The following is a 25,716-nucleotide window of genomic DNA, read 5'->3' on the forward strand; positions in this document are numbered from 1 at the left end:
CGATTGCGGCCATATTTTCAGTTTTCATATTTCCAGCCTTAGTTATGCTGTTTGAGTTTGACGAACGGAGGCAAGATAAGCGTCGAGGTCTGATTTGTGATAAATGACCTTCTTTTTTCCTACCTTGTAGAACGGGATCGACACACTTCCAGAGCATGCCCAATTAGCTAGGGTTTGGGGACTAACACCAAGCTCCGCAGCAGCCTCTTTGCGAGTTAGTTTGATTTCTTTTGTTTCAATTAATTGCATAAGTATCACCGTGTAGTTTTTGTTATCAACGGGGATAATTATAAATGCAGAGGTAACCACTGGATAGATTCACAGCACGTTATGATATAACCAAAACGCGCTATGACTGGTTCAAAGCGCGTTATGACCTGATGACGAGAGAAAAATCAATAGGTGAGCTAGCCTGTATTGATGGCCCTAAATTATTTGTTTTTATCCAGCGTTTAATTGATGAACTACTTACCTTATTCTTACCAGACACGTCCTTACCAAAATATTCTATTAATTTCTCTCCCATACGATTCTTACTGGCTGATGGAATTTTTTCCCACGTATTTTTCATTATTTCTATAGCAGTACTCTTGTGAGGATTTATATTCCCCTTACCTGCTCTTCTTCTATCCTCACTTATTATCTCTTTCTGTTTAATAGCTTGCAGTGGCTTATCTAAGAATAATTTAATAGTCATTTTATCAATAAGTCCATCTAATTCCGATGATATATAGTCACAACCTGCTGACTTAAGAATTATATTGGCTTTCATTATTAAATTTAACTCTTCATTGAAGATAGCGCTAATATATTGATTCGCTGATTCTTTATCATTTATACTTTCGTCTAATGCTCTTAATTCAGAAATTGAACCAACTTGATTAATATGCTTTTCCCTTGAAAATCCACCATTTTCCTTTATTTTTATAGCAGCATTAGAAAGAGAGTCCATAAATAAAGGTATAAACACGTCTTCTTTCCCTCCAAATAAATCACCCATCATTTCATCCGAGATGATATTTGAAATTGGAGTAACGTACATATAGCCATATTTTTTTGAAATTGAGTTAATTCCAATGACGTCCTGTTCATTAATATAAGTCATATATTTATTAGCATCTTCCTCATTCATTTGAGAAAGTAAATCATTAATGATTTCTATTTGTGTTGGTTTTTTATTACTCATGATAGATTCCTTTTTTCTTTTACCAATGAGAAAAGTAATTTACGTTTTTCGTCATCGCTCATATTGGAAAGAGCCACTAGTAAATTAGCGTTAATACCATCAGCTTTTTCCACCAGCCCTGCATGTTCCAAAATAGCTCGCTCTACCTTTCTGGCTGGCTCCTGCAATTCATCAGCCCCAAAATGTAAGTAGCCTTGGGTCACATCAGCACTTCGCAATGTGCGGTGGTTCATCAACCGTTTAAGAATATATGACCCAACACCCACCAGCTCCGCTACAGTGCCAAACGTACGCCGCGCATCATGCCACTTGAAAGGTATGGGCAATAATCCGTCAGGATTAGGAGAGGGGATTGTGGTTTCCGTTATTCTGGCTATTATTCGGCGCGGTTCAGTGATAATTCCTTTCTGGCCGGGAAATACATAATGTTGCTCGCCTAATTTGAGCTTGAGCCGCCTACGGAAAAGGTTTAGCAACGTGTCAGTAATTGGTAGTTCAAGCGGATCGCCATTTTTGGTCGTATCTATCCAGAAGAAGCGCCCACCAACATTTACCCGATCCCATGTCAGATTAAATACTTCTGATTTTCTTAGACCCGTAAAAAGCGCCATTTCAATAGCATCACAGACCGACAAAGCCACATCATCCCTCTCGTCTGCTGATATATTTCTTACTTGGTCAACAGCACTTAGCCAACGGCCAAGATCATAAGTTCTGATTCGCTCTGTTTTTCTTACTGTTCCATGCCACTGGCGTTTAGTGCTGAGAACCATCGTCGGCGGGTCTGGTAAGAGGGTTTTACCTTCCTCATCACGATAGTGGTCATGGGAGAAGCGATAAACAGCCCTTAGCGCCCTAGCCCATAGATCCGCTTGTGCCATACTCCCTGAACCCACTCCGGCCCGGAGAAGCGACTTATCTTTGCCGAACCACACTGAGCCTTGAGTAACCGCTTTGTGCCTAGCCTCAACCCGTTCACGGCTAATATTAGCCATAGGCTGCTTCATCCAATCACCAGAGAAGTTGCCAAGAATAGAACGGTATTGTTTTGCCGTGACAGGTTTCAGGCGGTGGCCGCGGTTATCAATGTAGGTTTGTATAGCATCTTCCAGTGTGACCTGGCTCATTGCATGGACACGACGCACATCATTAGGGTTCTTGCCAGTAGTCGCAACATCACCCAAAAGCTCAAGAGCTTTAGCTCTGGCATTATCTATTGTCAGATCGGGAAATCGCCCAAGAGTTGCCCGGATGAACTTCCCCCCTCTTTTGCGAGAGATACAGAAGCTTTTAACTCCAGAAGAACCAACACGTAACCTGAGTCCGTTAACCACGGTATCACCATACTCAATCTGGCTACCCTTTGGTGCTGGCGGGATACTTTCGATCTTGCTCTTGATGAATTTGAAAGTTTCCACATAAACCCCAATTAGCAAGCGATTATAGGTATCCTAGATATCGCTTGGTCAGTCTAGGATACCTATAGGATACCTCAGAGCGGTATTTTGAGGTATATGTGAGTATTTATACAGTGGAGTAAAACATATTAATATATTGATTTATATCTAAAAGTATTTTTAGGTAACATTCCAGCCTGACACTCATAATCGCTTGGTCACTGGTTCAAGTCCAGTAGGGGCCACCAAATTTTAGCTGTTAAATCAGCACATTAAGCCAACTTTCGAGTTGGCTTTTTTGTTGGCTAAAATGGCAATGGCGATAAAATGGCGATGCAGCTAACAGTAAAACTGCTTTTAAATGAAAAGCTGAAGAACCTGAAACAGGGGGATAGCGCTAAGAAGGAAGCATAATATTAGAGCATCGTTAACCTACCTGACGTAAATTATTGTCTATATTCAGGGTTCCCGGCATCATCCCCATAACCGCAGCACCGACAGGCGATGAACCGACCATCCAGCGTCCGGCCGTCATCAGGCTCCCGCCAACAAATCGCATCCCCTGAATACCCGCTTGCTCTAAAGCTGCCAGACCTGCTCCAGTGGATACCGGTACAGCTACAGCGGCGGGGGTGGCACTGGTACTTCTCAATAATCGTTTATACCAAGGCGTCTTAGCCTCTGGCTCGGCTTGAACCTGTTTAGCATTCAGTCCAGCAACAAAGCCATTATCAATAGATTAAATGAGTTGGGGTCAAGCCAGCGCGGGGAGGTATTTGGACCACCAACGCCGTTGATAGCATTAAACGCAGAATGAAACGTAGATAAGCAGGCCATTAAAAAATAAATAGCTTTATTTCTCACCTATCCAATAGGCAAAGAGCCACTGCTATCAACAGTGGCTTTTGTATGTAGGCAAAAACATTGCTCGCTACAGTCATCAGGACTTAAAGAAAGGCCTTTATTTCATCAACTACCAACGGAGTTCTGATGTCGGTAAAAAGGTGACATCTTTCACCATTTCTTTTATGTCGTATGCTATACGCATCGTGATTGGAATATGAAAGTCTTCAATGGTAAATCTTTCGACCCAACCAAATGTCAATTTGGCGATAACCTTAGGTGGGACAACGTTATCTGGTTGCCCAAACGTTTCATGTACCCATTCACGAGACATTATTTTTTGGAGCGGTGGTGGAAGATCATTAGGGAACTCCCAGTTTTTTACCTTATCATTCCCGATACTTAACGATATTTCCTTAAGAATCCTCCCATCACGTTTAAATGATAAGAAAATCCCCTCTTTAGCCATATCTAAACTGAGTTTTTGAGAGCCAGGTGCGCCCTTTGGCTCTGTTTTATAGGGGATTAGACCGGCATCAAAAATTTCCTGATAACTATTACCTAAGCTTCGAATTAACGCTTCTACATTCACGGTCATTTGTATAGTCCCATGCTATCATTCAGTTTATGCATTTTCGCTCTAGCAGCTTCAATTTGCCCTTCGGTTGCTCCGTATTCTTTTAACGCAGGCTTAATTGCATCTAGGTTACGATCAAGAGCTGCGCGCAAATTTCGTGCATCAACCCCTATCTGCTCAGATTTATTACGTCCACCATAAGTTTCGCTGACTTTTTGGTGTATTTCTTTAGGAATTACAATTGAAGCAACATTGTCCGAAAGAGCTTTAATGTCTTTTTCACTTAGCTCTGGGTATTCAGTTTCGTAATAAAGCTCTACAGAAGCCCTTGAAGGCATATGGTCTGCCTCATATTTCCCCTGCCGTGACCGACGTTTAAAGTCGCTGTATAACTCCACGTCCAAGAATTCCACTGGCGGCTTACTGAGATAAATATACAGCGGTGGCAAATCAGGCAACGGATGGATCAGAATATAATCACGGAAGTCCTTTTCCTCTGGCATCGGTAACGTAGTGGAACGTTCACCAGTTTCATCCGCCTCCGGCATAGGTAGTACGGTAATCGTAGTGTGAATGATTAGGCCATCGTTATTACCGGTATTCGGCGGGGCTTTAAATCCGGGGTCATTCGGTGTCCATAGAATGCTTGGCCCTTTCGCGCCATCTTCCCAGAATTCATAATTGCCAGTGGCAGTATTGAGCGTCATCTTACGCACTGGCACCTTGTCTAACCCACCCTCGGCACTGACATGATAGCCCTCGGCTTTTAACCGACCATTTCCGGCATCAACCCACCTAAAACGCACGCGTGTTGGTGCTGTTCCACCATTTCTGGCAATATTTTCTAGTTTGAGCTTATCGAGTAAGTCGGCTTCGCCTTCATTCAGGGTTCCCGGCATCATCCCCATGACAGCAGTACCAACAGGCGATGAACCGACCATCCAGCGTCCGGCCGTCATCAGGCTCCCGCCAACAAATCGCATCCCCTGAATACCCGCTTGCTCTAAAGCTGCCAGACCTGCTCCAGTGGATACCGGTACAGCTACAGCGGCGGGGGTGGCACTGGTACTTCCCAATAATCGTTTATACCAAGGCGTCTTAGTCTCTGGCTCGGCTTGAACCTGTTTACGCTTAGCAGACTGAGCACGTTGTTCCACGGCATTATTATTGGCAGGATTGTTATTGTCAGAGGATATTGCTGAGGGCGGAATAGCCTGATAAAAGCCCATCTGACCAAAATTATTATGCGGCTCACCACCTGTCCCGGCATCGGTACAACCGTCACCACGCAGGCAGGACTTTGCAAATACAGGAATTGGGGGTGCAGGAGTGGTCTTTACGATTGGAGCGGCAGGTATCGCAGACTGAGCAGCAGCAACCATTTGTGGCTGTCGCTCTACTATCGGGTCAACCACCTGCCTTGCCATACCGATAACGACATGATTTGGACACCGACACATCACACGATCACCCGTTGCTACAAACGGTTGGTTTTCCGACCAGTCTGACACCGTGCCTATAATTTGAAACGTACCCTTACACACCTCACACCACGCAAGATCTCCCGACTGCGCAACCGCTTTCAGACCTTCGAACCACGTTGACGACGCCGACCGAATTTCTCCGTGAGTCGTCTTATCACCCAAACAAGCTAGCGAACGAGCCATATCATCCCTTACATTCCATTTGCCAATATCAGTTTGGCAATGTGTCCAAAAATGTAAGGGAAAATGATGAATTCGGCAATTAAAAGCTGAAACCATGTTCTGTTATTAAGTAAGGGTATCCACCGGCCCGAGAAAAGCCTCAACATTAACGAGTTAACTTTCGAATAGCTATTTAACAGTTGATTATGGATTTGAGTGGGTAGTTTTTTTTGTATATATAAGCAAAAGTATGTTGGTGCAAAAGGTGATTATTAGCCAAGCAGTAAAGAGGCTTGAACGTTAACGTTAACATTTGCATACATTCTGTTGACCCGAAACCGGTGAACGTATTAGAAGCCCTGATTTCAATTCAGGGCGGTTACTCAATGTTCAACCAGAAACCGCAACCGTTGCGCCAATTCTCCGGCGGTCAATTCTCCTGTCGCAGCCCTAACAGTGAGTTCCTCCAGCTCATTACCCACATCACGGATAAAGACGCCGTTACGGTTCAAGAAGGCCATCGTGGTAAAGAACGCCGTGCGCTTGTTGCCGTCATTGAAGATATGTCCACGGGCAATGGCAACCCAATACGTGGCGGCTAACTCAAACAAATCCGTCACACCTTCGCAGTGGGTGAGAGGCTGAACACGGTGAATAATAGCTTCGGCTCTCCCCGCGTCCGGCATACCCAGCACTCCCGGATAAAGCTGCAATATCTTGTCGTGAAATATCAGTATTTCACTGGCGCTAATCCACCTCATCGGTCAGTCAGTGCCTCAACGGTTCGCCCGTGGCGCTGCATGATGAAATCAAATTCAGCATCCAGTTTTGATTTTTGATAAGCCTCAAAGTCAGCCTTGCTTATGACTACAGCGGCTGAACCGTCACGCCGGATGATTTCCATCGGTTCGCCACTTGTAGCAGCATCCAGCACAGCGGATATATTGGCGCGGGCCTGTGTTGACGTATAGGTAATCATAATACCCCCTTTTTAAATGTACATCTTAAACGTACATCTCAATTGATCATCATGCAAACATTGTCGCTGAGATTGATGATTTGCCGGGTAGCACCACGGGCGAAAGTTGACTTGACGTTATAATTTACTGATTTTCGTTGTTACATCTATTCTGAATGACTGCCAAACCTAAGTAATGCTTATATTCGGACGAACCTGAGTAACGTTATCCGCACTGGCTACGGCGTTTTGCGCATCCATGACTGGCATAGCGGCAAGCTCTTCCAGTGAAGGTAATCCGACATGGTGAAAGGTGACGACCTCTGGACGGCGGAAATAAGCATTCACCAGTTCTTCCTGAATCAGCCAGGAAAGGTCATCTTGAAAAGGCTTAACCAGTAGCAAATAGCCCATTTCAGTAATCACAATGGCTTTACTGGTTCGTGCTGGAAACAGGTCAATAAACAACCAGGTACGTAATACGTACTCCGTCAGTACAAAAAAGTGTCTCCCTTCAACAAACCGTGAGCGATGGCGACTAAATGCCGCTTTCGCTGTCCCTTTCGGGCGCTGATGAGCTTCGTCGATCATGGTAAACGTCACTACACGTTGGTCATGAAGTTCGACTGTCGGAAGCTGTTTAAGCTGGATAAGAATTTCTTTCTGGCGGGTTTTAGGCTGAGTTTGGGTACTGTCAGATAAGGCAGTTATTTTCTTAGATACCATTTTTATTGCTCCAATAAGTTCATTATTTAGAGCCGCCGCGACAGCACTTAAAATACTGCAATTGACTTTGTGCAAATGCTCGCAAGTTAATTTCTTTTCGCTGATCAGGCGATCTTGCGTGAATTTGCATTGACATTCTGTTAGGCCAATTTGCGACCACATGGAGTATTAACGTTATTTACAGCCGGGGGATTACGAACCCAGCAAAGTAAGTCGCTGAGTAACCATGCGCAGGAATTGCGGCCAAGAGGCTTACGGGCAGATAGCGCCCGGCGTAGGTTATGAAATGACCATGACTCGGAGTGACTAAACGTTCTGTGAAGTGTTCGCCCTATTTGGCTAACGGCGCTTTCAGACTTCAACTCACCCATGAATAAATCAGATATCTTCTGCTCATGTCGCGTTTGAATCCAATCACGCAACGGTTCAGGAATGGGACGCAATATCTTTTCGCGGGTTTTGCTATTCTCTTGAGGCACAGTCCAGACCCATGAATCCAGATCCCACTCTTTCCATATGGATAACCGGGCCTCTTTGGTTCTACCCCCAAAGACAAGAAGCACACGAGTCAGGACACGATAGTAAGGCATGATGTCTTTTCTATCGAGGCTACTCCATACATCCGCCACCTCTCTATCAGTAAGCACCCTATCCCGCCTGTCAGCGTTCTTTCCAACATCCTGTACCCTGAGCATACTTAAGGCATCACAAGCCCCGTAGCGGTGCACATAGCAATATTTGTGGGCTTGCATATCTGCAATAACCTACCAGCATTTTGCTTACAGCATCCAGTGCTTTTAGCCAGTGCCGTGTATCAGTATCGGCTAACGCTAGATTGCCTATGTGGGGATAAATATAAGTGGCGAACTGAGAACGGAGTGAATCAACGTCACTACGATTTGTTTGGGCGTAATTATCGACCCAGTACAGGAGGGCGTCTTTTACAGTGACCGGCTTCAATCTTCCAGCAATTGACGGCGGAGATCACAACCACCAGCTAACCATGTTCAACATTGGTCACGCCTGTCTCTTGCCGATTTCAGTGTCATATCTGGATAGCGCGCAAGAGCTAACCGCTCCAATTTAGACTCTCGCCCACCAAGCCGATAAGTGAACACCCAGCTAATGCTACCTTGCGCGGAAACCTTAGCGCTTAACCCAGCACCATCAGCGAATATTTTGACAGAATCACTATTGATACAATGGAGAGACTTTAATTTTTTATCGCTGAGTTTGTTAGTTCCCGCCATAAATGCCTTCAAAAAGTGATACACCGTTCATTGTATGAACCCGTAAACAGTAAGAAGCATCAGGCGACATTGTCATTCTTACTGATTGATAGTAAAGGAATTAAATAGAAACGCGAGGATGTACCCAACAGTTTGAAAAGCTTAATTAATTTACTTTCTCCGTAAATCATTCACCAGGCTGCTACTTTTGTGGAGCAACCCGACTTATTTCTGTCCGACGTGGCCACCAACGATGCCCAATTGCGGAAAACATGGCACCTGCCACCACCACGAATGCGCCTGCATATCCCACAAGGTTGAGGGATGGTGCGGTAAACATCTCTGGCCAAACCCGCGCCAATAAAATTGAAAAAAACAAGGTAAACAACGGCGTCAATGTGACGAGTGCGCTTACCTGCGCTGCCTGCCAGCGCGCCATGGCTTCTGCCAAAGCACCGTAACCTACCAGGGTATTAACCCCACAAAACAGTAAGCAGGCAAACTGCCACCCATTTAGCTGAAAAATAACAGCGGGCTTCGCCAGTGGGAACAATGCAACTGCACATAACGTGTACAACAATAATAAGATTTGTTGCGATGCCATACGCCTTAATAGCACCTTCTGGGCAACACCATAGCTGACCCAGACCACCGCCGCACAGACACCCAATGCTACGCCAAGCGTATAATCCGTCAGACGAGTAAAGATTTCATGCAGACTGGTATTAAAAAATAACAGCAGCCCACAAATCAGCATACCCGCACCAATAACTTGGGTGATGCGCATCCGCTCCTTTAAAATCAGTACGCTGGCAGCCATCATCCCTACAGGTGAAAGTTGCCCAATGACCTGAGATGCCGTCGGACTTAGATATTGTAATGATGAGCTGAAGAAGATGAAGTTCCCCAGCAGGCCACAGGTCGCAATGATCAGTAATACCAGCCAGCGACGTTGGCGAAAAAGTTTAAGAGAGGGTAACTGACGACGTGAAGCCAGAATAATCCCCAAGCCGATAGCCGCCATCGTGAAGCGATACCAGACAATGGTAAACGGCTCCATAACTTCGAGCACTTGCTTCATTGCAATTGGCAAGGCCCCCCAGAATACGGCAGTGGTCAATGCCAAAAAAATACCTAAACCAGCCTGCTGCTTCGTATCCATTTTTTACCAGATGGGGTTAACCCATAAATATAAAAAGCCCCGCAACAAAATTGCGGGGCTTACATCTATTTACAGGATGCGAAAAACTTATTCAGCTTCGATGCTGATAAACTTACGGTTTTTCGGGCCTTTAACTTCGAACTTGACTTTACCGTCAGCCAAAGCAAACAGAGTATGGTCTTTGCCGCAACCTACGTTGATGCCTGCATGGAACTTAGTGCCACGCTGACGAACGATGATGCTGCCTGCCAGAACTGCTTCGCCGCCAAAACGTTTTACGCCAAGACGTTTACTTTCGGAGTCACGACCGTTACGGGTCGAGCCACCAGCCTTTTTATGTGCCATTTATCCGCTCTCCTAAATCTTAAGCGCTGATGCCGGTGATTTTAACATCAGTGAACCACTGACGATGACCTTGCTGTTTACGGTAATGCTTACGACGACGGAATTTAACAATCTTAATCTTCTCGCCACGACCGTGAGCAACTACTTCAGCCTTGATCTTGCCACCATCGACTAAAGGAGCGCCGATATTGATTTCTTCACCGTTAGCAATCATCAGAACTTGGTCAAACTCAACAGTTTCACCAGTTGCGATGTCCAGCTTTTCCAAGCGAATGGTTTGACCTTCGCTTACTCGGTGTTGTTTACCACCACTTTGGAAAACCGCGTACATATAAAACTCCGCTTTCCGTGCACTCCACTTTTGTAGTCCAGAGGCACTATAAATATTCACAATAGGGCGCGAATTCTACGCAAAAATACAGTGAATGACAAGTATATAATCAGCACCAGAGAAGAAAAAAAGCACAGTTTCTTACATCGCGTTTATTTGATGGATTTTTCAAGTACAATCATAGTCTCAGGGAACGCCATGTAATAATGTAGGCGGTAATCTCATCGCAGTTAAAGAGAAAAACAGCTGAATATAATAATGAACCTAGAAAAGATTATCGAGTTAACCGCGCCGGATATGGCGGCAGTAAACACAACAATTCTTGAGCAATTGAACTCCGATGTTGTCCTTATCAATCAATTGGGCCATTACATTATCAGTGGCGGTGGAAAACGAATTCGCCCAATGATCGCCATTTTGGTGGCCCGTGCGCTGCGCTATCAGGGTACTAAACATATCACCGTCGCGGCATTGATTGAATTTATCCACACCGCTACCTTGCTCCATGATGATGTGGTAGATGAATCCGATATGCGCCGTGGTAAGGCTACCGCTAATGCGGCATTTGGCAATGCCGCCAGTGTATTGGTGGGCGATTATATTTATACGCGCTCATTCCAGATGATGACCGGCCTTGAATCACTGCGCGTTCTGACCTTAATGTCGGAAGCCACAAATGTTATCGCTGAAGGTGAAGTTTTGCAGTTAATGAACTGCAATAACCCTGATATCACCGAAGAAAACTATATGCAGGTCATTTACAGTAAAACAGCTCGCTTGTTCGAAGCCGCTTCACAATCGGCGGCAGTATTGGCGGATGCCAGTGAAGAGCAGGAACTCGCATTGCAGAGATATGGCCGTTATCTGGGAACGGCTTTTCAGCTTATTGATGATCTGCTGGATTACAGCTCTGATGGCACCACTTTGGGTAAAAATACCGGAGATGACCTGAATGAAGGCAAGCCGACACTGCCATTACTGCATGCCATGCGTAATGGTACGCCAGAGCAGGCGGTAATGATTCGGCAAGCAATTGAACAGGGTAATGGCCGCCATTTACTCGAACCAGTATTGGCTGCTATGCAACAGTGTGGCTCGCTAGACTATACCCGTCAACGCGCCGAGGAAGAGGCTGATAGAGCCATTGCGGCGTTACAGATTCTGCCTGAAAGCGAGTATCGCCAGGCTCTTGAAGGGTTGGCTCACATTGCAGTACAACGCGAATTTTAAGAAACCATTAGGAAACTCGGCGTATTCTTGTCCGGGTTCACCTTTTAGTATCAAATCAAGCGTTTCATCAATGCACCGACCCCTTCACGTAGCAAGAATGCAATGGCCTGAACGCGCTCAGCATCCGTGAGTTGGTGGTAGGCTTCGATCCATACGGTCAGTGGTTCCTGACGCTGCAAAACATATTCAGCGGGGCTTTCTCTCAAGCGTAGAACGTTCAAAACACCAAGCGGCAGGCTCTCAACAGCATATTCCACCGCCTTCCCCTGTACACCACGTTTACGCCTACGTTCCCACCCTTCGCGCCGGGCTTTTCCATGTATCCCCGCAGTACTTTTGGGTAATCCTGCAATACCAGCCAGTTCTGTGGCTGTAATCCATTGTTTTTCCATGCTTTAACTCTATTAATCAGTAGCGGCGGAGTTATCCTATTGTTAACCCGCCTCTATCAGGACTATTCCGTTGTCAGACGTTCTATAAGGCTTTTAGCACCCTCACGAAAAATAAAAGTGATGACTTGCTCCCGTTCAGCCTCGGTAAAACGATAATAAGCCTCTATCCATAGAGCCACCGGGTCCTGTCGCGCGGGCATATACAGCGCCGGTTCTTCCCTGAGCTGTAATGAGTTCAGTATTGTGGAGGGTAAGCTTTCAACATGATACTCCACCGCCTTCCCCTGCACACCGCGACGACGACGCTGTTCCCACCCCTCACGTTTGGCCATGAGGTTTATTCCTTGTGGTGATGACGGTAATCCCTCAAGACCTGCCAATTCCTTAGCGGCAAACCACTCTTTTTTCATGGCGTTGCTTCCTAATATGCGTTGAGACACAAAAAAGGAATATTTAGAAAACATTTAAAATCTTTTGGAAAATAAATGATATGATCTTTCTAAATGGTCACTTTCTGTTCACAGTACAATTAACAATGTACCGTTATTTATATCACTAACACGTCAGCTGCTTAGAAAAAAAAAGGATTAAAGATGATTTTAAGGAAATCTGATTGGCACCCAGCCGACATCATTGCCGCATTACGTAAAAAAGGCACAACTTTGGCTGCACTCTCTCGCAAGGCAGGGTTAAGCTCATCCACGCTTGCCAATGCATTAACTCGCCCCTGGCCAAAGGGAGAATGGTTGATTGCAGAGTGCCTGGACATCCATCCTTCCGAAATCTGGCCAACACGCTATTTTGATCCTAAAACAGGGACACTTCTCGATCGAAAAATAAGGATACGACAGGTCATTGATCCAACATAAAAAAACGCCGATGAATGACATCGGCGTTTAATTTATAATATCGCTCAGGGGCCGCTCTCTAGCCCCTGTTATTACGACTTATTTGACGAACTGCTCGCCCAGCGCAATATCTTTGTGCAACACATCAAGCATGCTTTCCAGCGCTTGTTGCTCAAAAGCACTCAATTTGCCGATATCTTTACGTTCAACAACCCCCTCTTTACCCAACAGGATTGGTTGGGCGAAGAAGCGGGCATATTTGCCATCACCTTCAACGTAAGAACATTCCACAATATTGCTTTCGCCTTGCAGAGCGCGAACTAAAGAAAGGCCAAAACGTGCCGCAGCCTGTCCCATAGACAGAGTCGCTGACCCGCCACCGGCTTTTGCTTCCACAACTTCAGTACCCGCATTCTGAATACGCTTAGTCAGAGAGGCTACTTCTTCATCTGTAAAGCTGATACCTGGAATTTGTGACAGCAATGGCAGGATGGTGACGCCAGAATGACCACCGATAACCGGCACTTCGATATCCTGAGGTTGCTTACCTTTGAGTTCAGCAACAAAAGTGTTAGAGCGAATGGTATCCAGTGTCGTAATACCAAATAATTTGTTTTTGTCGTAAACACCGGCATTTTTCAGTACTTCTGCGGCAATCGCCACAGTCGTGTTAACTGGGTTGGTAATGATGCCGATTAAAGCTTTTGGGCAAGTACGCGCAATTTGCTCAACCAGATTACGAACGATACCCGCATTAACATTGAACAGATCTGAACGATCCATGCCCGGCTTACGTGCCACACCAGCAGAAATCAGCACAATATCTGCCCCTTGCAGGGCTGGGGTAGCATCTTCGCCGCTGAAGCCTTTAATATTGACCGCAGTCGGGATGTGGCTCAAATCAACCGCCACACCAGGAGTCACTGGTGCGATGTCGTATAATGAAAGGTCTGAACCTGAAGGAAGCTGGGTCTTGAGTAGAAGAGCGAGGGCCTGGCCGATACCACCGGCAGCACCGAGAACTGCAACTTTCATCCTATACTCCTTATTATATTTAATTTAAATTTGCCATGAATTCATCCAGTTACGCACCTTAATTTAATGTGATTTTAAACACAATCTATTAACAGTCAGATTGAGATATCACGCATCAAAAAAGCACCTAAAGTTTAGGTATTTTAGAGTAAATCGCTTATTCATTAATGATATAGCGCACATTATTCTAATGATTTACCCGAGCACTCATGGCAGGTTAATCGGCGGTTACATTACACCCTTCCTTTACATCATAACAACATCATTTTAATAACATTCTGGTTACTCGCACCGAATGTTAATAAGAACTGATTTAGCATAATCGTAACAGTAAGATGATGTTAAAATTCCAGCACACCTTGATATCAGTGCTTTTATCGCCAAGACTTCATAGCAATGTTGAATAAAAATTCATTTATATGCATAATAATCCTATTCACTATTGACTGCTCAAGGCATACAAAATGCGTAACCCCGCCAAACAAGAAGATCTTATCAAGGCGTTTAAAGCGTTATTGAAAGAAGAGAAATTCAGTTCTCAAGGTGAGATCGTGTTGGCCTTGCAGGAAGAAGGCTTTGAAAATATTAACCAATCCAAAGTTTCACGCATGTTGACTAAATTCGGTGCGGTCAGAACGCGTAATGCAAAAATGGAGATGGTTTACTGCTTACCAGCAGAACTGGGCGTACCAACAACCAGCAGCCCGCTAAAGAATCTGGTATTGGACGTCGATTATAATGATTCGGTGGTGGTGATTAATACCAGCCCTGGCGCGGCCCAGTTGATTGCCCGCCTGCTAGATTCATTAGGTAAAGCTGAAGGTATTTTGGGTAGTATTGCCGGTGACGATACTATTTTCACCACACCCGCCAGAGGTTTTACTGTTGAACAACTGCACGAGGCTATTCTTAGGCTATTCGATCAAGAGCTTTAACTCAGCACTTTACTATTTGCTGCGGCCTTATGTGCCGCATTATTCCATTGAGCCCTTTTTTCGCCATTCCATTCCCTTTATCCTACTCCTTTAAGTCTTAGGCAGGCTATCCAACTGCTTATTTCTCTCTTAACCATAAAATAATCCTATTTATCTTCTGTTTTCGGTCAAACCCACCCACGCTTTCGCACTTTTAGTCAAAAACCGTTATTTAATTGAAAACATTATATTTTTACCAGAAAATATCGTTTTTTAGCCATTTTTTATTCCTTTTAGTTATTAAAAAGTAGTCACTCACAATAAAGCGACCTTAATAATTGTTAGCTTGCTATTAATATTCTGCGTTACTAGATGTATACTCATTTTCGTGACGTAAATCACACTTACAGTGAAGTGATAAAAGAATAAATAGAGGTAATAATATGAACATTAAAACTACCATTGCAACCATGAGCGTTCTATCTGCACTGTCATTTGGTGTTTTTGCAGCAGATTCCATCAACGAAAAACAAGCCGCAAACTTACAACCGATGGGTACTATTACCGTCAGTGGCCTTAATGGCGCACCCTCCGATATCCGTCAGGCACTGTCTGATAAAGCAGATGCAATGGGCGCTAAAGCTTACAAAGTCATTGAAGTACGAGAAGAAAATAACTGGCATGCCACTGCCAAGATTTACCAGTAACCGGTGATAAATAAACCAGGTATGGCGCGAAGCCAAAGTCGAAACAAATATTAAATAAACAGTAAAAACAACAGACTAAAAGTACCGATGATAAGCACTTTTAGATTGTTAAATCTCATTTAGGAAAAATCATGAAAATCAAAACAACTATTGCTGCTCTGAGTTTACTTTCTGTTATTGCTTTCGGCGCATCGGCGGCTGAATCAATCAATACAGCTCAAGCAAGTAAAATGACTGATCTCGGCTCTATCAGTGTAAGTGGTGTCACTGGCGCCCCTTCTGATATTGAGCAGGCAGTCGCAAATAAAGCAGAAAGCGAGGGCGCTACCGCTTACAAAATCATTGGTATGCGCGCAGACAATAACTGGCACGCCACTGCTAAGATTTATAAATAAGATCAAGTAGTAATCAAGTAGTAATAATGAAAGTAAATGCCCCGATCACCGAGGCATACTTTCTAAGTATGGGAGATGGTTTATTCAATATGCTGAAAATAAAGATAAATATTAACTTTCAACCTATTGGGTAGTGTATTGGTTGAGACAAGATATTGGCTGAATCGGTGAATTAAGCCGGTGCCACGCAAGAATAATCCCTCGTCGTCTATCCGACGACCCCTTTTCCCCCGCTATGCGGGGGCTTTTTTATCCGGCTTAATCCTGAGACTGAGCGCTCTACTCTGCTTTTTTACTCAGAGCACTCAATAGCTTGTCGTGAATACCACCAAAACCACCGTTGCTCATCACCAGAATGTGATCGCCCAGTTGGGCAGTTTTCATAATCATATCGACTAACGTATCAATATCAGCACTCCAATGCGCAGGCTGAATACAAGCCTCGGCCACTTCCACCACCTGCCAAGGGATATGCTGTGGCTGGAACAGAAACACTTCATCCGCCCTGCCTAGTGAAGGGGCCAACTCATTTTTGCATAACCCTAATTTCATCGTGTTAGAACGCGGCTCTAGAACGGCCAAAATCCGTGCGGTTCCACCCACTTTGCTACGCAGTGCCGCCAAAGTGGCGAGGATAGCAGTGGGATGATGAGCAAAATCATCATAAACCGTGACGCCATGAGCTTCACCACGCAATTCCAACCGGCGACGGGCATTAATAAAATCCCCCAGAACCCGGCAAGCATCCGCGGGCAAGACCCCCACATGGCGAGCTGCGGCGATAGCCATCAACCCGTTATGCATATTGTGTTCGCCCAACAGTGACCAACTGACTTCACCCACTAATTGATTATTGAGAAACACTTCATAGACACTGGCATCAGTCGACACTTTACGCGCATACCAACTGCCCGTTTCACCAACGAGTTCTTGTTCACTCCAGCATCCCATTGCCATCACTTGCTTCAAATGATTGTCATTATCCGGCACGATAATTTTGCCTTTCCCTGGGACTAAACGCACCAGATGATGGAATTGCTTCTGGATAGCTTTAAGATCGTCAAAGATATCAGCATGATCGAACTCAAGATTATTCATGACCAGCGTTCTTGGACTGTAGTGAACAAATTTAGAGCGCTTATCGAAGAAGGCACAATCATATTCATCCGCTTCAATCACAAAGAACGGACTATTGCCTAAACGGGCGGAGACATCAAAATTACCGGGCACCCCACCAATCACAAAACCAGGTTCATAACCACAGGCTTCCAGTATCCAGGCTACCATTCCCGCAGTGGTGGTTTTACCGTGGGTACCGGCCACGGCCAATACCCAACGCTCTGGCAACACATGGTCATGTAACCATTGCGGGCCGGAAACATAAGGAATGCCTTGTTCTAATACGGCTTCAACACAAGGGTTACCACGGGTCATGGCATTGCCAATAATGACCAAATCCGGTGCTGGATCCAGTTGAGCCGGATCATATCCCTGGATCAAGTCGATCCCTTGATTCTCCAACAACGTGCTCATCGGTGGATACACGTTAGCATCCGCTCCCGTCACTTCATGACCTAATGAACGAGCAAGCATTGCCAGGCCGCCCATAAAAGTGCCGCAGATACCTAATATGTGAATGCGCATAAATTTTCCGTATTAATAAGCTTCGAGTTTGACGCCATTCTACCGCTCAGAATCAAAGAGAAGAAATGGAATTGCCTATGAATCAATCTTACCTTTGGGCTACACTGCTACTATCAGATAAATTGTGTGTTATTAAATCGATATTTAACCGTAGATTCAGGGATTGTGTCATGAAAACGTTAGGCGAATTCATCGTCGAGAAACAGCAAGATTTCTCTCACGCCACCGGCGAATTAACTTCATTACTATCAGCAATCAAACTCGGCGCAAAGATCATTCATCGCGATATCAATAAAGCCGGCCTGGTTGATATTTTAGGTACCAGTGGTGTTTCCAATATTCAGGGCGAAGACCAGATGAAACTGGATCTGTTTGCTAATGAAAAATTGAAAGCGGCGCTAAAAGCACGCGGCGAAGTTGCCGGTATCGCGTCCGAAGAAGAAGATGACATTGTTATCTTTAAGGGTGAGCGAGCAAAGAATGCCAAATATGTGGTTCTGATGGATCCGCTGGATGGATCCTCCAATATTGACGTGAATGTCTCCGTCGGTACTATTTTCTCTATCTACCGCCGCATTACCCCATGTGGGACAGAGATTACTGAAGCAGACTTCCTGCAACCGGGCACCAAACAAGTTGCTGCGGGTTATGTGGTCTATGGTTCTTCAACCATGCTGGTGTATACCACCGGCTGTGGTGTTCATGCCTTCACTTATGATCCGTCGCTGGGTGTTTTCTGTTTATCCCACGAAGAAGTTAGTTACCCCGCAACCGGTTGCATGTATTCCATCAACGAAGGGAACTACATTAAATTCCCGCTGGGTGTGAAGAAATACATCAAGTACTGCCAGGAGCAAGATGAAGCCACCAAGCGCCCGTATACCTCGCGCTACATTGGTTCACTGGTTGCCGATTTCCACCGTAACCTGTTGAAAGGCGGGATTTATATTTACCCAAGCACCGCCAGCCACCCTCAAGGGAAACTCCGTTTACTGTACGAATGCAACCCTATGGCCTTCCTGGCAGAACAAGCCGGTGGTAAGGCGACGGATGGGGTGAACCGCATTCTGGATATCGTGCCAGAGAAACTGCATCAGCGCGCACCTTTCTTCGTCGGTACCACATCCATGGTAGAAAAAGCAGAATATTTTATTGCTAGTTTCCCGGATGAAGAAGCCCAGTAATTTGCACTGGTTCAGCAGTTATACTGAAATCGACAACAGCGGCCCATGAGCTGCTGTTTTTTTTAAATGGAATTCATGCAGAACTTGCTGGTTTATCTACGTAAATCATTGCGCGTTTGGCTAAAGCCAGTGTGCCGATAGCATATTGTTACTGGTAACAAGCCCGAAAAATGGGAGTACTTTGAGGGTGTTTTGGCTATAATAGCCAGCACTCCATTTCTGGTTTGATAAAAGGAAACCTACATGAGCTTGAACGACGTACCTGCAGGTAAAGACCTGCCAGAAGATATTTATGTTGTGATCGAAATCCCTGCTAACGCTTCCCCGATCAAATATGAAATCGATAAAGAGACTGGTTCTCTGTTTGTAGACCGCTTCATGTCTACTGCCATGTTCTATCCATGCAACTATGGTTACATCAACAACACCTTGTCATTAGATGGGGACCCGGTTGATGTGCTGGTACCAACGCCGTATCCATTGCAGCCAGGTTCAGTTATTCGTTGCCGCCCGGTTGGCGTGTTGAAAATGACTGACGAAGCAGGCGAAGATGCCAAGTTGGTCGCGGTTCCACATAGCAAACTGACTAAAGAATACGATCACATTAAAGACGTGCAAGATCTGCCAGAATTGATGAAAGCACAGATCAAACACTTCTTTGAGCATTACAAAGATTTGGAAGCCGGTAAGTGGGTGAAAGTTGACGGTTGGGAAGATGCTGCCGCTGCTAAAGCCGAGATAGTGTCCTCCTTCGAGCGTGCGAAGAAGTAATTCTCTGTGTCGCATCGCAAAAAACACCGCTCATTGAGCGGTGTTTTTTTGATTACAGTTTAACGTTACGGCTTATCATTTTCTTCATGTCGCTTGAGCCAGTCGCCACTGTAAATACGGGGTAACCCTTTGATCGGTAAACGATAAATGTAGATCCATGCACTGCCATAAGGCGTCTGGATCAGCTCACGCCGGTAATCCTTGGTATTACTTTTAAGTTCATCTAACTCATTCATAATCGATGAATTAATTCGGTAAACTTCACAATGCACGGTGCCGTCTCTAGGGACAACCGCTGGATAATGGCCTAAGTTATACATCTCAAAGCCTTCCAGATCATGTTCACCCAACCACTGGGCGTCCGTCATCCAATGACTATTACCTTGCTTGCGCCGTAAACTGCCGTAGACAATAATTCGCATTGTTAGAACTCAAACTGATAAAGCACATCTAATGCCTGATCAATACCAGACACCGCTTCCAGATACAACCTGGGCATCAACCGATAACGTAATGTTAACGTAGCTAGCGAGTCAAATATACCTACACCGTATTTTACTTGCAGATCTTTGGTGACATAACCACTGACAACCACTTGTGAGCTATCACCAACACCTTGTGTATCCAGAGCCAGGTTACTGACACCAAATGCCTCGCCGATTTTACCCACAAGTTTACCGCTTTGTGCCACCCCCATGCCAATCAGCATAGAGGTCATCAGGCCACTGTCTGCCCCTGAATTGCCCAGCCCCTGGCCGCGCAGCAGATAAGATAACGCTTCCTGCTGGGACATGGCCGGGTCTGAGAACACGTCCAACCGTGGTGCATCTGCCATACCGGTAACTCGCACACCGGCGGTCACACCATCAGCCGTAGCATCAGGATTTCGTATCGCTTCAATATTGAGTAATGGTTGGTCCGCTGGGCCGGAGAACAGCAATACCCCTTTATTAACAATCAAATCCTGACCATAAGCACGGAAGCTGCCGGACGGAATATTAATTTGCCCGTTCAGCCCCAAACCTCGCTGATCTTGTACCATTATCAAATCGCCCTGCAAGCGGGCTTTCAGGCCAAATGCATTTAGGCGGACGTCGTTACCCACCCTAATAACCAGATTACTGTTAATCGGTATACTGGCTGTTTGTGGCGAAATAGGCTTCAGATCGTTATTGAGCATCACCTCGTCCGGCGAAACACCCACTGCGCTTTCGGGCACGTCCTGCACGGTTATTCGTGCCCATGGGATATCCACTGACCCGTTGAGGGTAAACAACTGTGGTGTCGCCTCAAAGACAATGTCCGGTGACACATCAATCCGCACCATCGGCGGAACCGTGACCCGCAACTTATTGCCTTTGGCCGCGATGCGCGCACGCCAGGCATTGATGTCACGCCAATCGGCATCACCAGAGAGATTAAGCTGCCCTTGCGAGGTACGGATCAAGCCTTCCAGCGTCGAAGTCATACCGTCGAAATTCATCACCAAACGCCCTTCGGTAATATCAAATGGCATCCAGCTACCATCGACATCCACATTATCCAGCGCCAGTCGGCCAAAGACTAATGGGCTTTTCGCATTGCCGCCCAAACGTAAGTTTGCGTTTAATATGCCAGCGGCTTTTTCACCATCACCCAGTATCGGATTAATCATTGCCAACGAGATATTACTGATAGCAATGTTACCGGATAAGTTACGCCGCCCTTCTGGATCAGCGACCTGCACCTGACCAGTGAATTGACCATTATTCACCAGTTTAATCAGCCAGTCGGCTCGCACCTGCCCATTGGTTAGGCCGCCATTCAGATTCAGTGTTTCAAAAGCAATGGGCAGCGGGTTACCCTGCACCATTTGTTGTACTTTGACGCCGTTACCACTGAGCGATACTCGTACATCCGGCAAGCTGCCTCCGGCTTTCCAACTGACATCTGCCCGGCCAGTGAACACCCCACTCAGGGTGGTATCCGGGCCAAGAAACGGTTTTATCATGGCTAAATCAAAACGATTGAGTACCACACTCGCCTGCCCGTCAGGGCCAGCCTCAATCGCCCTTGGGACACAAAGCTCCGCGTTTGGATTAAGCCAACAATGCGGCCCAATGGTGACCCGCTGTAAGGTATTTTGGTAATCCAAGGTCATCGCACGGCTTAGTTGCCATTCACCTACCGGCGTATCGAAGCGCGTGTTATTCAGCGTACCGCGCCAGCGCTCTTGCTGACGGTCGAAACTGCCTTCCAACGCCAATTGGCCGGACACGGGTTCGCCCTGCATATTCAGGCGCAACTGATGCTGTTTTTCACTGCCCCGGGCATCTAACGTCAAGAGACTGACCACCAAATCAGCTTGCTTGAGTTGCTCGACTCTAATAGCCAACTGGCCCTGAATTTGATCCGTTGAACGAACGTCGCCATCAATCTTAACCAGGTTAATGGTCAGTTCCTGCCATTGCAGACGGCTGGCAGTCAGATCAGCCAGCAGTTGTGGCGCTTTCAGGTTCCCGCGTAATTTCAGCGTCCCTTTCACCACACCGCCCAACCCCGGCAACGCCCCATCGAGTTGCGGCGCATCGATATTGGCATCCAGCAGCCAGTTATCATTAAGGTCGCCTTTGACATCCAGCTTATTGCGCCCTAATGCCAGATTGATGCCCGGAATATGCCACTGACCCGCCGCATTGCCGGTCAATGAACCGCGCGCAGTGACGCGATTTTGTTTCACATTGCCGTCCAGCGTCAGCTCCGGCACCTGTAATTGCCAACTGCCACCATGGATACTGCCGCGAGTCACAATCTTGCCATCCAGTTTTGCTGGCCAATCCGGCCACTGCCGCGCGGTGTTAATGCCCGACAGGGTTAATACCGCGTTCCAACTGATAGCTTTACTCCAATCCACCACACCGGTCAGGTCAGTGTTACCTTGCAACGCCGCCAAACGTAGGCGTGTCAGATTGAATTGCTCGACATTGCCTTTGCCATCCAGCGTGAATGCCGCCGGTGGTAAGTCAGTGCCTTTGAAGTCTGAGCGGATTGAGAGCGCATAATCTGTCGCCTGCCCGTTAAGTCGCATACGAAGATTATTGATTTGATATTGAGCTTCACCGGCCAAAGGCCAACGCAATTGCTTGCTTTGCAGGGTCAAGGCCGATGGTAAGCCTGCCTGTGCCAGCGAAGTTTCTGCATCCAGTTGCGCACTCACCGGGCCAGATAGATTGAGTGCTAGCTTAAGTTGATCGCGTAATGCGCCACCCACCGTCAGCTTCATTTTCTCACCTTTCAGTGGCTCGATATTCAGCGCACCGTTGATCACCATACTCAGCGGCCAGTTATCAGCCAGCGTAGCCTCACCATGGGCTGACAGCCCACCCTGTGGCGATTTGATATCCAGCGTATCCAGCGTTATCCGGTTTTCTTGCGTACTGGCTTGCAATAAGAGGCTACTGATAAGCACATCGGTATCGCCAGTCAGCCGGAGTTGTTGCCCTGATATCTCTTTAATCTGCACATCCAGTGGCAAACGGAAATCGGGTAACGCTGGCAGCAATGGTTTGGCAAACAGCGCCTTTAAGGTTTCACCCAGTTGGGCTTCCTGCTTTGCGGATGCCGCCTGCTGCTCAGCAACTTCTTTTACGGCGATAGCGGTTTCAACCACCGGCTTGGCCGCATCGGGGGCGATCACTGGCACCGTTTTTGGCAATGCTATCAATAACCCACTGATTTTGGTTGGCATCAGTGTCAGTGCGCGCTGTTGCCAATGCGCACCTGTACGGAATTCATCCAGCGAAATCGCGGTGTCATCAATAGTCACTTTGACATTATTCAGCGACAGCAAACGTAAGGTAATGGGATACGGGGTACTCAGTTCGCCCATAGGCTCCGTGCTGGCCGGCGCTTCTGCCGCTGGCGGCATGGCTTTGGTATCCACCACCACATCCACATCTTGTGCTGTCAGTGCATTAACGCACAACTCGCTACGCTTGAGACAAGAGAGCTGTAATGACAGATTAAACTGCCCTGCTTTAACGGTGACACCCGGCATTTGATACTGAATGCCTTGAAGCCGGAGGTCACGCCAACCACCACTGACACTGGCAATATCCAGGCCAGGAACCCAACGAGCGGCGCTGTTGATAACAAAATGCAACCCACTGGTGGTACCCAGCAACCCCGCCAAAGCCCCTACCAGCAGCAGGATAATGAGCAGAAATGCGATACTGAGTCTCTTTATCCACCGCTGTCCCTTTACCAAAATCATAGTTCAGGCCCCAAACCGATATAAAATTGCACGCCATGTGCTTGGTTATCACCAATAGGTTTCGCGATATCCAACTTGATTGGACCGACCGGAGAAGCCCAACGCACCCCGACCCCAGCACCGGTTTTTAAATCACTCTTGCGAATATCATTAACCGCTTCACCCGAATCAACAAATACCGCCCCCCACCATCGGCCCGTGACGTTATATTGATATTCGAGCGTGCCGGTTGCCAGTTTAGAGGCACCGGTCAATTTACCGTCGCTATCCCGTGGCGAGATATCGCGGAATTTATAGCCACGAATACTGCGGTCCCCCCCAGCAAAGAAGCGCAATGAGGGCGGTACGCGGTTAAAGTCATTAGTTTCAATCCAGCCTAAATTCCCCCGTACCACGAAGCGGTTTTTCTCACCCAAAGTCCGAATCCAGACGTTTTGCGCCTGGAATATCCCGAAATCCACGTCAGATCCCCATGTGGTATCAGACCAATCAATGGAATAGTTCTGACTATCACCCCAGACCGGCATTGCCCCCCCCCGCTGACGAGTGCGGCTAACATTAACCCCTGGGTACAGCAGCATGGTGGTATCAGTGATACGACCTTGAGTAAAGTGATCCAAACTCCAACGCAGGTTGACGGATCGCTTCCAGCCACTGGAAAGATCCCAGAACCGGGCTACGTTCAGAGTGGTGGTATCAGAATTTGTGTCATTCAGATCGGTGCGTTTAAACCCGCCCTGTAACAGGTAATACTGTTCAAGCGGGTTCTTCAACAGCGGAATACGATAGCTGAAATCCAATGTCTGTTCGGGGACGGAAAGCGTAGTGCTGGTGGTCAGGCTGTGCCCGTAGGCGTTCATCCACGGTTTACGCCAACTGGCGGTCAGACGTGGGCCAACATCGGTAGCATAGCCGCCACCCAGCTCGACCGTATTTTCTGTTCGTGGGGTCACAACCGCATCAAGTGGCAGGATTTTGGTTTTTCTCGCCTCGCGGAAATCCGGTGAAACCACCACCGAGTTAAACCAGTTAGTTGCCGCCAGACGGCGGTTCAGCTCAGCCAGTTCATCAGAGGTATAAAACTCGCCTTCATGAAAGGGCACTAAATTTTGTAGAAAATCCTCACGGATCTGCGAACCTTGGAAGATAACTTTACCAAAACGGTAACGCTCCCCGCTGTCAAAATCGATATCCCAGAAAGCTTTACGCAGTTCAGCCGCCACACCCAACTGGCTTTTGATCATATTGGCATCGAAATAACCACGGCGTAACGCTAAGCCAGTCAGTGAGCTGGTGAAATTATCAAAATCGCCATGATTGAGAACCGAGCCAATTTTAGGGGTATCGCGGCGCACCAGTGCCAGATAGTCGGGATCGGTTTTCGCCCCGCCTTGTAGCACGATATCCACACCCGCAATCAAAACCGGCTCACCGGGAACCACATTGGCAATTAAAACTGAACGAGCAGGTGCCGGACGCTGTTGCAAATCGAAAGTGATGGTAGGGTCGTAATAGCCTAAAGCACGCAATCCCTGACGGATAGCGTCATCCACCCGCGCGCGAAAACGGCCATCGGATGTGATTTCGTCAGTACCTATTGTTGATAAACGCGCCCTGACGTTTCTCTCTAAATCCCCGCTAAGACCCTCAACCTGCAACCGCACATTGGCAGCATAGGCAGCATAGGCAATAGGTGTGGCGAGCAATATGCACAAAAAACACAGAATAGGGTATCGTGGCACGCGTACTCCTAATTAATTTTATACCCGTCATCTTTCAAGTTACAGCTGTGTTGGCTGCTCTCCCTAACCCAAATCACTTACTTGAGTAAGCTCATCGGGATTAATTCGCTTGCCGCCTGCCTGTATCTTGAAATCTATTAGGTATATTTTCCTGTAAAAACGATCTCACGAATGTTTGGCAATAGTGACCATTACTGACACC

Annotated in this window: 26 protein-coding genes and 2 pseudogenes; 7 read left to right on the forward strand and 21 right to left on the reverse strand. The window is 46.6% G+C overall.

Translation table 11 applies throughout. The features are described 5' to 3' along the window. Positions 1–42: 42 nt before the first annotated feature. From AEP37_RS11520 to rplU, 14 genes and pseudogenes are all read right to left on the reverse strand, one after another. Complete coding sequence (locus AEP37_RS11520) at positions 43–249, reverse strand: helix-turn-helix domain-containing protein (RefSeq protein WP_049613440.1); 207 nt, start codon at positions 247–249, stop codon at positions 43–45. Positions 250–370: 121 nt separating this feature from the next. Beyond that, positions 371–1,186: a hypothetical protein gene (locus AEP37_RS11525; protein ID WP_049613441.1), complete on the reverse strand. Its 816-nt coding sequence runs from the start codon at positions 1,184–1,186 to the stop codon at positions 371–373. Beyond that, a complete protein-coding gene (locus AEP37_RS11530; RefSeq protein WP_049613442.1) occupies positions 1,183–2,604 on the reverse strand; it encodes an integrase family protein in 1,422 nt (473 codons plus the stop codon). Before AEP37_RS11530 ends, AEP37_RS11525 begins: the two co-directional genes overlap by 4 nt. Positions 2,605–3,040: 436 nt before the next feature. Beyond that, positions 3,041–3,286 (reverse strand): annotated as a pseudogene (locus AEP37_RS11535) (S-type pyocin domain-containing protein); the annotation flags it as partial. A gap of 270 nt (positions 3,287–3,556) precedes the next feature. Further along, entirely contained in the window at positions 3,557–4,024 is a 468-nt protein-coding gene (locus AEP37_RS11540) for a DUF6392 family protein (protein ID WP_049613444.1), read from the reverse strand. A gap of 350 nt (positions 4,025–4,374) precedes the next feature. After that, a pseudogene (locus AEP37_RS26115) lies at positions 4,375–5,670 on the reverse strand (S-type pyocin domain-containing protein); the annotation flags it as partial. Between the two features lie 362 nt (positions 5,671–6,032). Then, entirely contained in the window at positions 6,033–6,410 is a 378-nt protein-coding gene (locus AEP37_RS11550) for a type II toxin-antitoxin system death-on-curing family toxin (RefSeq protein WP_049613445.1), read from the reverse strand. Beyond that, positions 6,407–6,628: a type II toxin-antitoxin system Phd/YefM family antitoxin gene (locus AEP37_RS11555; RefSeq protein WP_049613446.1), complete on the reverse strand. Its 222-nt coding sequence runs from the start codon at positions 6,626–6,628 to the stop codon at positions 6,407–6,409. The genes AEP37_RS11550 and AEP37_RS11555 overlap by 4 nt, the downstream gene beginning before the upstream one ends. Before the next feature lie 168 nt (positions 6,629–6,796). After that, on the reverse strand, positions 6,797–7,333 hold the full coding sequence (locus AEP37_RS11560; RefSeq protein ID WP_082170782.1) for an ORF6N domain-containing protein: 537 nt from the start codon (positions 7,331–7,333) through the stop codon (positions 6,797–6,799). Positions 7,334–7,473: 140 nt separating this feature from the next. Then, entirely contained in the window at positions 7,474–7,980 is a 507-nt protein-coding gene (locus tag AEP37_RS24280) for a tyrosine-type recombinase/integrase (protein WP_162208239.1), read from the reverse strand. Positions 7,981–8,340: 360 nt separating this feature from the next. Beyond that, complete coding sequence (locus AEP37_RS27885; RefSeq protein ID WP_050691909.1) at positions 8,341–8,583, reverse strand: Arm DNA-binding domain-containing protein; 243 nt, start codon at positions 8,581–8,583, stop codon at positions 8,341–8,343. 181 nt (positions 8,584–8,764) lie between these two features. Continuing rightward, a complete protein-coding gene (locus AEP37_RS11570) occupies positions 8,765–9,724 on the reverse strand; it encodes a DMT family transporter (protein ID WP_049613447.1) in 960 nt (319 codons plus the stop codon). 87 nt (positions 9,725–9,811) lie between these two features. After that, positions 9,812–10,069 carry a 50S ribosomal protein L27 gene (gene rpmA, locus AEP37_RS11575; protein WP_002210179.1) on the reverse strand — a complete coding sequence of 86 codons (258 nt, stop codon included), beginning with the start codon at positions 10,067–10,069 and terminating at the stop codon, positions 9,812–9,814. A gap of 19 nt (positions 10,070–10,088) precedes the next feature. Further along, complete coding sequence (rplU, locus tag AEP37_RS11580) at positions 10,089–10,400, reverse strand: 50S ribosomal protein L21 (RefSeq protein ID WP_004707048.1); 312 nt, start codon at positions 10,398–10,400, stop codon at positions 10,089–10,091. A gap of 258 nt (positions 10,401–10,658) precedes the next feature. Between rplU and ispB the strand changes: the two genes are divergently transcribed. Continuing rightward, on the forward strand, positions 10,659–11,630 hold the full coding sequence (gene ispB, locus AEP37_RS11585) for an octaprenyl diphosphate synthase (RefSeq protein ID WP_049613448.1): 972 nt from the start codon (positions 10,659–10,661) through the stop codon (positions 11,628–11,630). 50 nt (positions 11,631–11,680) lie between these two features. On the opposite strand, the gene AEP37_RS11590 is transcribed toward ispB, so the two are convergent. Both AEP37_RS11590 and AEP37_RS11595 read right to left on the reverse strand, forming a co-directional pair. Then, a complete protein-coding gene (locus tag AEP37_RS11590) occupies positions 11,681–12,022 on the reverse strand; it encodes a DNA-binding protein (protein ID WP_049613449.1) in 342 nt (113 codons plus the stop codon). A gap of 62 nt (positions 12,023–12,084) precedes the next feature. Next, positions 12,085–12,432 carry a DNA-binding protein gene (locus AEP37_RS11595; RefSeq protein ID WP_049613450.1) on the reverse strand — a complete coding sequence of 116 codons (348 nt, stop codon included), beginning with the start codon at positions 12,430–12,432 and terminating at the stop codon, positions 12,085–12,087. Between the two features lie 183 nt (positions 12,433–12,615). On the opposite strand from AEP37_RS11595, the gene AEP37_RS11600 reads away from it, so the two are divergent. Continuing rightward, a complete protein-coding gene (locus tag AEP37_RS11600; RefSeq protein WP_049613451.1) occupies positions 12,616–12,891 on the forward strand; it encodes a helix-turn-helix domain-containing protein in 276 nt (91 codons plus the stop codon). Positions 12,892–12,969: 78 nt separating this feature from the next. Here the strand turns inward: AEP37_RS11600 and mdh are convergent, their stop codons facing one another. After that, entirely contained in the window at positions 12,970–13,905 is a 936-nt protein-coding gene (gene mdh / locus AEP37_RS11605) for a malate dehydrogenase (RefSeq protein WP_049613452.1), read from the reverse strand. Positions 13,906–14,369: 464 nt separating this feature from the next. Here mdh and argR point away from each other — a divergent pair, with 464 nt between their 5' ends. The 3 genes from argR (at position 14,370) to yhcN (AEP37_RS11620) (ending at position 15,921) form a co-directional block, all read left to right on the forward strand. Beyond that, positions 14,370–14,840 (forward strand): transcriptional regulator ArgR, encoded by a 471-nt coding sequence (gene argR / locus AEP37_RS11610; RefSeq protein WP_049613453.1) that lies wholly within the window; start codon positions 14,370–14,372, stop codon positions 14,838–14,840. A 422-nt stretch (positions 14,841–15,262) separates the two neighbouring features. Continuing rightward, positions 15,263–15,526: a peroxide/acid stress response protein YhcN gene (gene yhcN / locus AEP37_RS11615; RefSeq protein ID WP_049613454.1), complete on the forward strand. Its 264-nt coding sequence runs from the start codon at positions 15,263–15,265 to the stop codon at positions 15,524–15,526. Between the two features lie 131 nt (positions 15,527–15,657). Continuing rightward, complete coding sequence (gene yhcN, locus AEP37_RS11620; RefSeq protein ID WP_049613455.1) at positions 15,658–15,921, forward strand: peroxide/acid stress response protein YhcN; 264 nt, start codon at positions 15,658–15,660, stop codon at positions 15,919–15,921. Between the two features lie 279 nt (positions 15,922–16,200). Here yhcN (AEP37_RS11620) and mpl read toward each other — a convergent pair whose 3' ends face one another. After that, positions 16,201–17,565 (reverse strand): UDP-N-acetylmuramate:L-alanyl-gamma-D-glutamyl-meso-diaminopimelate ligase, encoded by a 1,365-nt coding sequence (mpl, locus tag AEP37_RS11625; protein WP_049613456.1) that lies wholly within the window; start codon positions 17,563–17,565, stop codon positions 16,201–16,203. Between the two features lie 170 nt (positions 17,566–17,735). Between mpl and fbp the strand changes: the two genes are divergently transcribed. After that, positions 17,736–18,749 carry a class 1 fructose-bisphosphatase gene (gene fbp, locus AEP37_RS11630; RefSeq protein WP_049613457.1) on the forward strand — a complete coding sequence of 338 codons (1,014 nt, stop codon included), beginning with the start codon at positions 17,736–17,738 and terminating at the stop codon, positions 18,747–18,749. A gap of 243 nt (positions 18,750–18,992) precedes the next feature. Continuing rightward, the gene (gene ppa / locus AEP37_RS11635) at positions 18,993–19,520 is read left to right on the forward strand and encodes an inorganic diphosphatase (protein WP_049613458.1); all 528 of its coding nucleotides are present in this window, start codon (positions 18,993–18,995) and stop codon (positions 19,518–19,520) included. 65 nt (positions 19,521–19,585) lie between these two features. Here the strand turns inward: ppa and AEP37_RS11640 are convergent, their stop codons facing one another. The 3 genes from AEP37_RS11640 to tamA are packed head-to-tail and all read right to left on the reverse strand — an operon-like array spanning position 19,586 to position 25,514. Continuing rightward, a complete protein-coding gene (locus AEP37_RS11640; protein ID WP_049613459.1) occupies positions 19,586–19,942 on the reverse strand; it encodes a gamma-glutamylcyclotransferase family protein in 357 nt (118 codons plus the stop codon). 2 nt (positions 19,943–19,944) lie between these two features. After that, positions 19,945–23,772 (reverse strand): autotransporter assembly complex protein TamB, encoded by a 3,828-nt coding sequence (tamB, locus tag AEP37_RS11645; RefSeq protein WP_049613460.1) that lies wholly within the window; start codon positions 23,770–23,772, stop codon positions 19,945–19,947. After that, positions 23,769–25,514 (reverse strand): autotransporter assembly complex protein TamA, encoded by a 1,746-nt coding sequence (gene tamA / locus AEP37_RS11650; RefSeq protein WP_049613461.1) that lies wholly within the window; start codon positions 25,512–25,514, stop codon positions 23,769–23,771. The genes tamB and tamA overlap by 4 nt, the downstream gene beginning before the upstream one ends. Positions 25,515–25,716 lie beyond the last annotated feature (202 nt).

The sequence above is a fragment of the Yersinia pekkanenii genome (assembly GCF_001152565.1).
GTDB classification, from domain to species: domain Bacteria; phylum Pseudomonadota; class Gammaproteobacteria; order Enterobacterales; family Enterobacteriaceae; genus Yersinia; species Yersinia pekkanenii.

Coding starts and splice junctions, on each gene's coding strand:
- AEP37_RS27885 (WP_050691909.1), bottom strand. CDS start 8,583: ATGGCGGGAACTAACAAACTCAGCGATAAAAAATTAAAGTCTCTCCAT.
- mdh (WP_049613452.1), bottom strand. CDS start 13,905: ATGAAAGTTGCAGTTCTCGGTGCTGCCGGTGGTATCGGCCAGGCCCTC.
- AEP37_RS11590 (WP_049613449.1), bottom strand. CDS start 12,022: ATGGAAAAACAATGGATTACAGCCACAGAACTGGCTGGTATTGCAGGA.
- tamB (WP_049613460.1), bottom strand. CDS start 23,772: ATGATTTTGGTAAAGGGACAGCGGTGGATAAAGAGACTCAGTATCGCA.
- AEP37_RS11595 (WP_049613450.1), bottom strand. CDS start 12,432: ATGAAAAAAGAGTGGTTTGCCGCTAAGGAATTGGCAGGTCTTGAGGGA.
- AEP37_RS11550 (WP_049613445.1), bottom strand. CDS start 6,410: ATGAGGTGGATTAGCGCCAGTGAAATACTGATATTTCACGACAAGATA.
- AEP37_RS11560 (WP_082170782.1), bottom strand. CDS start 7,333: ATGGTATCTAAGAAAATAACTGCCTTATCTGACAGTACCCAAACTCAG.
- rplU (WP_004707048.1), bottom strand. CDS start 10,400: ATGTACGCGGTTTTCCAAAGTGGTGGTAAACAACACCGAGTAAGCGAA.
- ppa (WP_049613458.1), top strand. CDS start 18,993: ATGAGCTTGAACGACGTACCTGCAGGTAAAGACCTGCCAGAAGATATT.
- AEP37_RS11640 (WP_049613459.1), bottom strand. CDS start 19,942: ATGCGAATTATTGTCTACGGCAGTTTACGGCGCAAGCAAGGTAATAGT.
- AEP37_RS11570 (WP_049613447.1), bottom strand. CDS start 9,724: ATGGATACGAAGCAGCAGGCTGGTTTAGGTATTTTTTTGGCATTGACC.
- yhcN (WP_049613454.1), top strand. CDS start 15,263: ATGAACATTAAAACTACCATTGCAACCATGAGCGTTCTATCTGCACTG.
- AEP37_RS11555 (WP_049613446.1), bottom strand. CDS start 6,628: ATGATTACCTATACGTCAACACAGGCCCGCGCCAATATATCCGCTGTG.
- AEP37_RS11540 (WP_049613444.1), bottom strand. CDS start 4,024: ATGACCGTGAATGTAGAAGCGTTAATTCGAAGCTTAGGTAATAGTTAT.
- yhcN (WP_049613455.1), top strand. CDS start 15,658: ATGAAAATCAAAACAACTATTGCTGCTCTGAGTTTACTTTCTGTTATT.
- fbp (WP_049613457.1), top strand. CDS start 17,736: ATGAAAACGTTAGGCGAATTCATCGTCGAGAAACAGCAAGATTTCTCT.
- AEP37_RS11525 (WP_049613441.1), bottom strand. CDS start 1,186: ATGAGTAATAAAAAACCAACACAAATAGAAATCATTAATGATTTACTT.
- rpmA (WP_002210179.1), bottom strand. CDS start 10,069: ATGGCACATAAAAAGGCTGGTGGCTCGACCCGTAACGGTCGTGACTCC.
- mpl (WP_049613456.1), bottom strand. CDS start 17,565: ATGCGCATTCACATATTAGGTATCTGCGGCACTTTTATGGGCGGCCTG.
- ispB (WP_049613448.1), top strand. CDS start 10,659: ATGAACCTAGAAAAGATTATCGAGTTAACCGCGCCGGATATGGCGGCA.
- argR (WP_049613453.1), top strand. CDS start 14,370: ATGCGTAACCCCGCCAAACAAGAAGATCTTATCAAGGCGTTTAAAGCG.
- AEP37_RS11600 (WP_049613451.1), top strand. CDS start 12,616: ATGATTTTAAGGAAATCTGATTGGCACCCAGCCGACATCATTGCCGCA.
- AEP37_RS11520 (WP_049613440.1), bottom strand. CDS start 249: ATGCAATTAATTGAAACAAAAGAAATCAAACTAACTCGCAAAGAGGCT.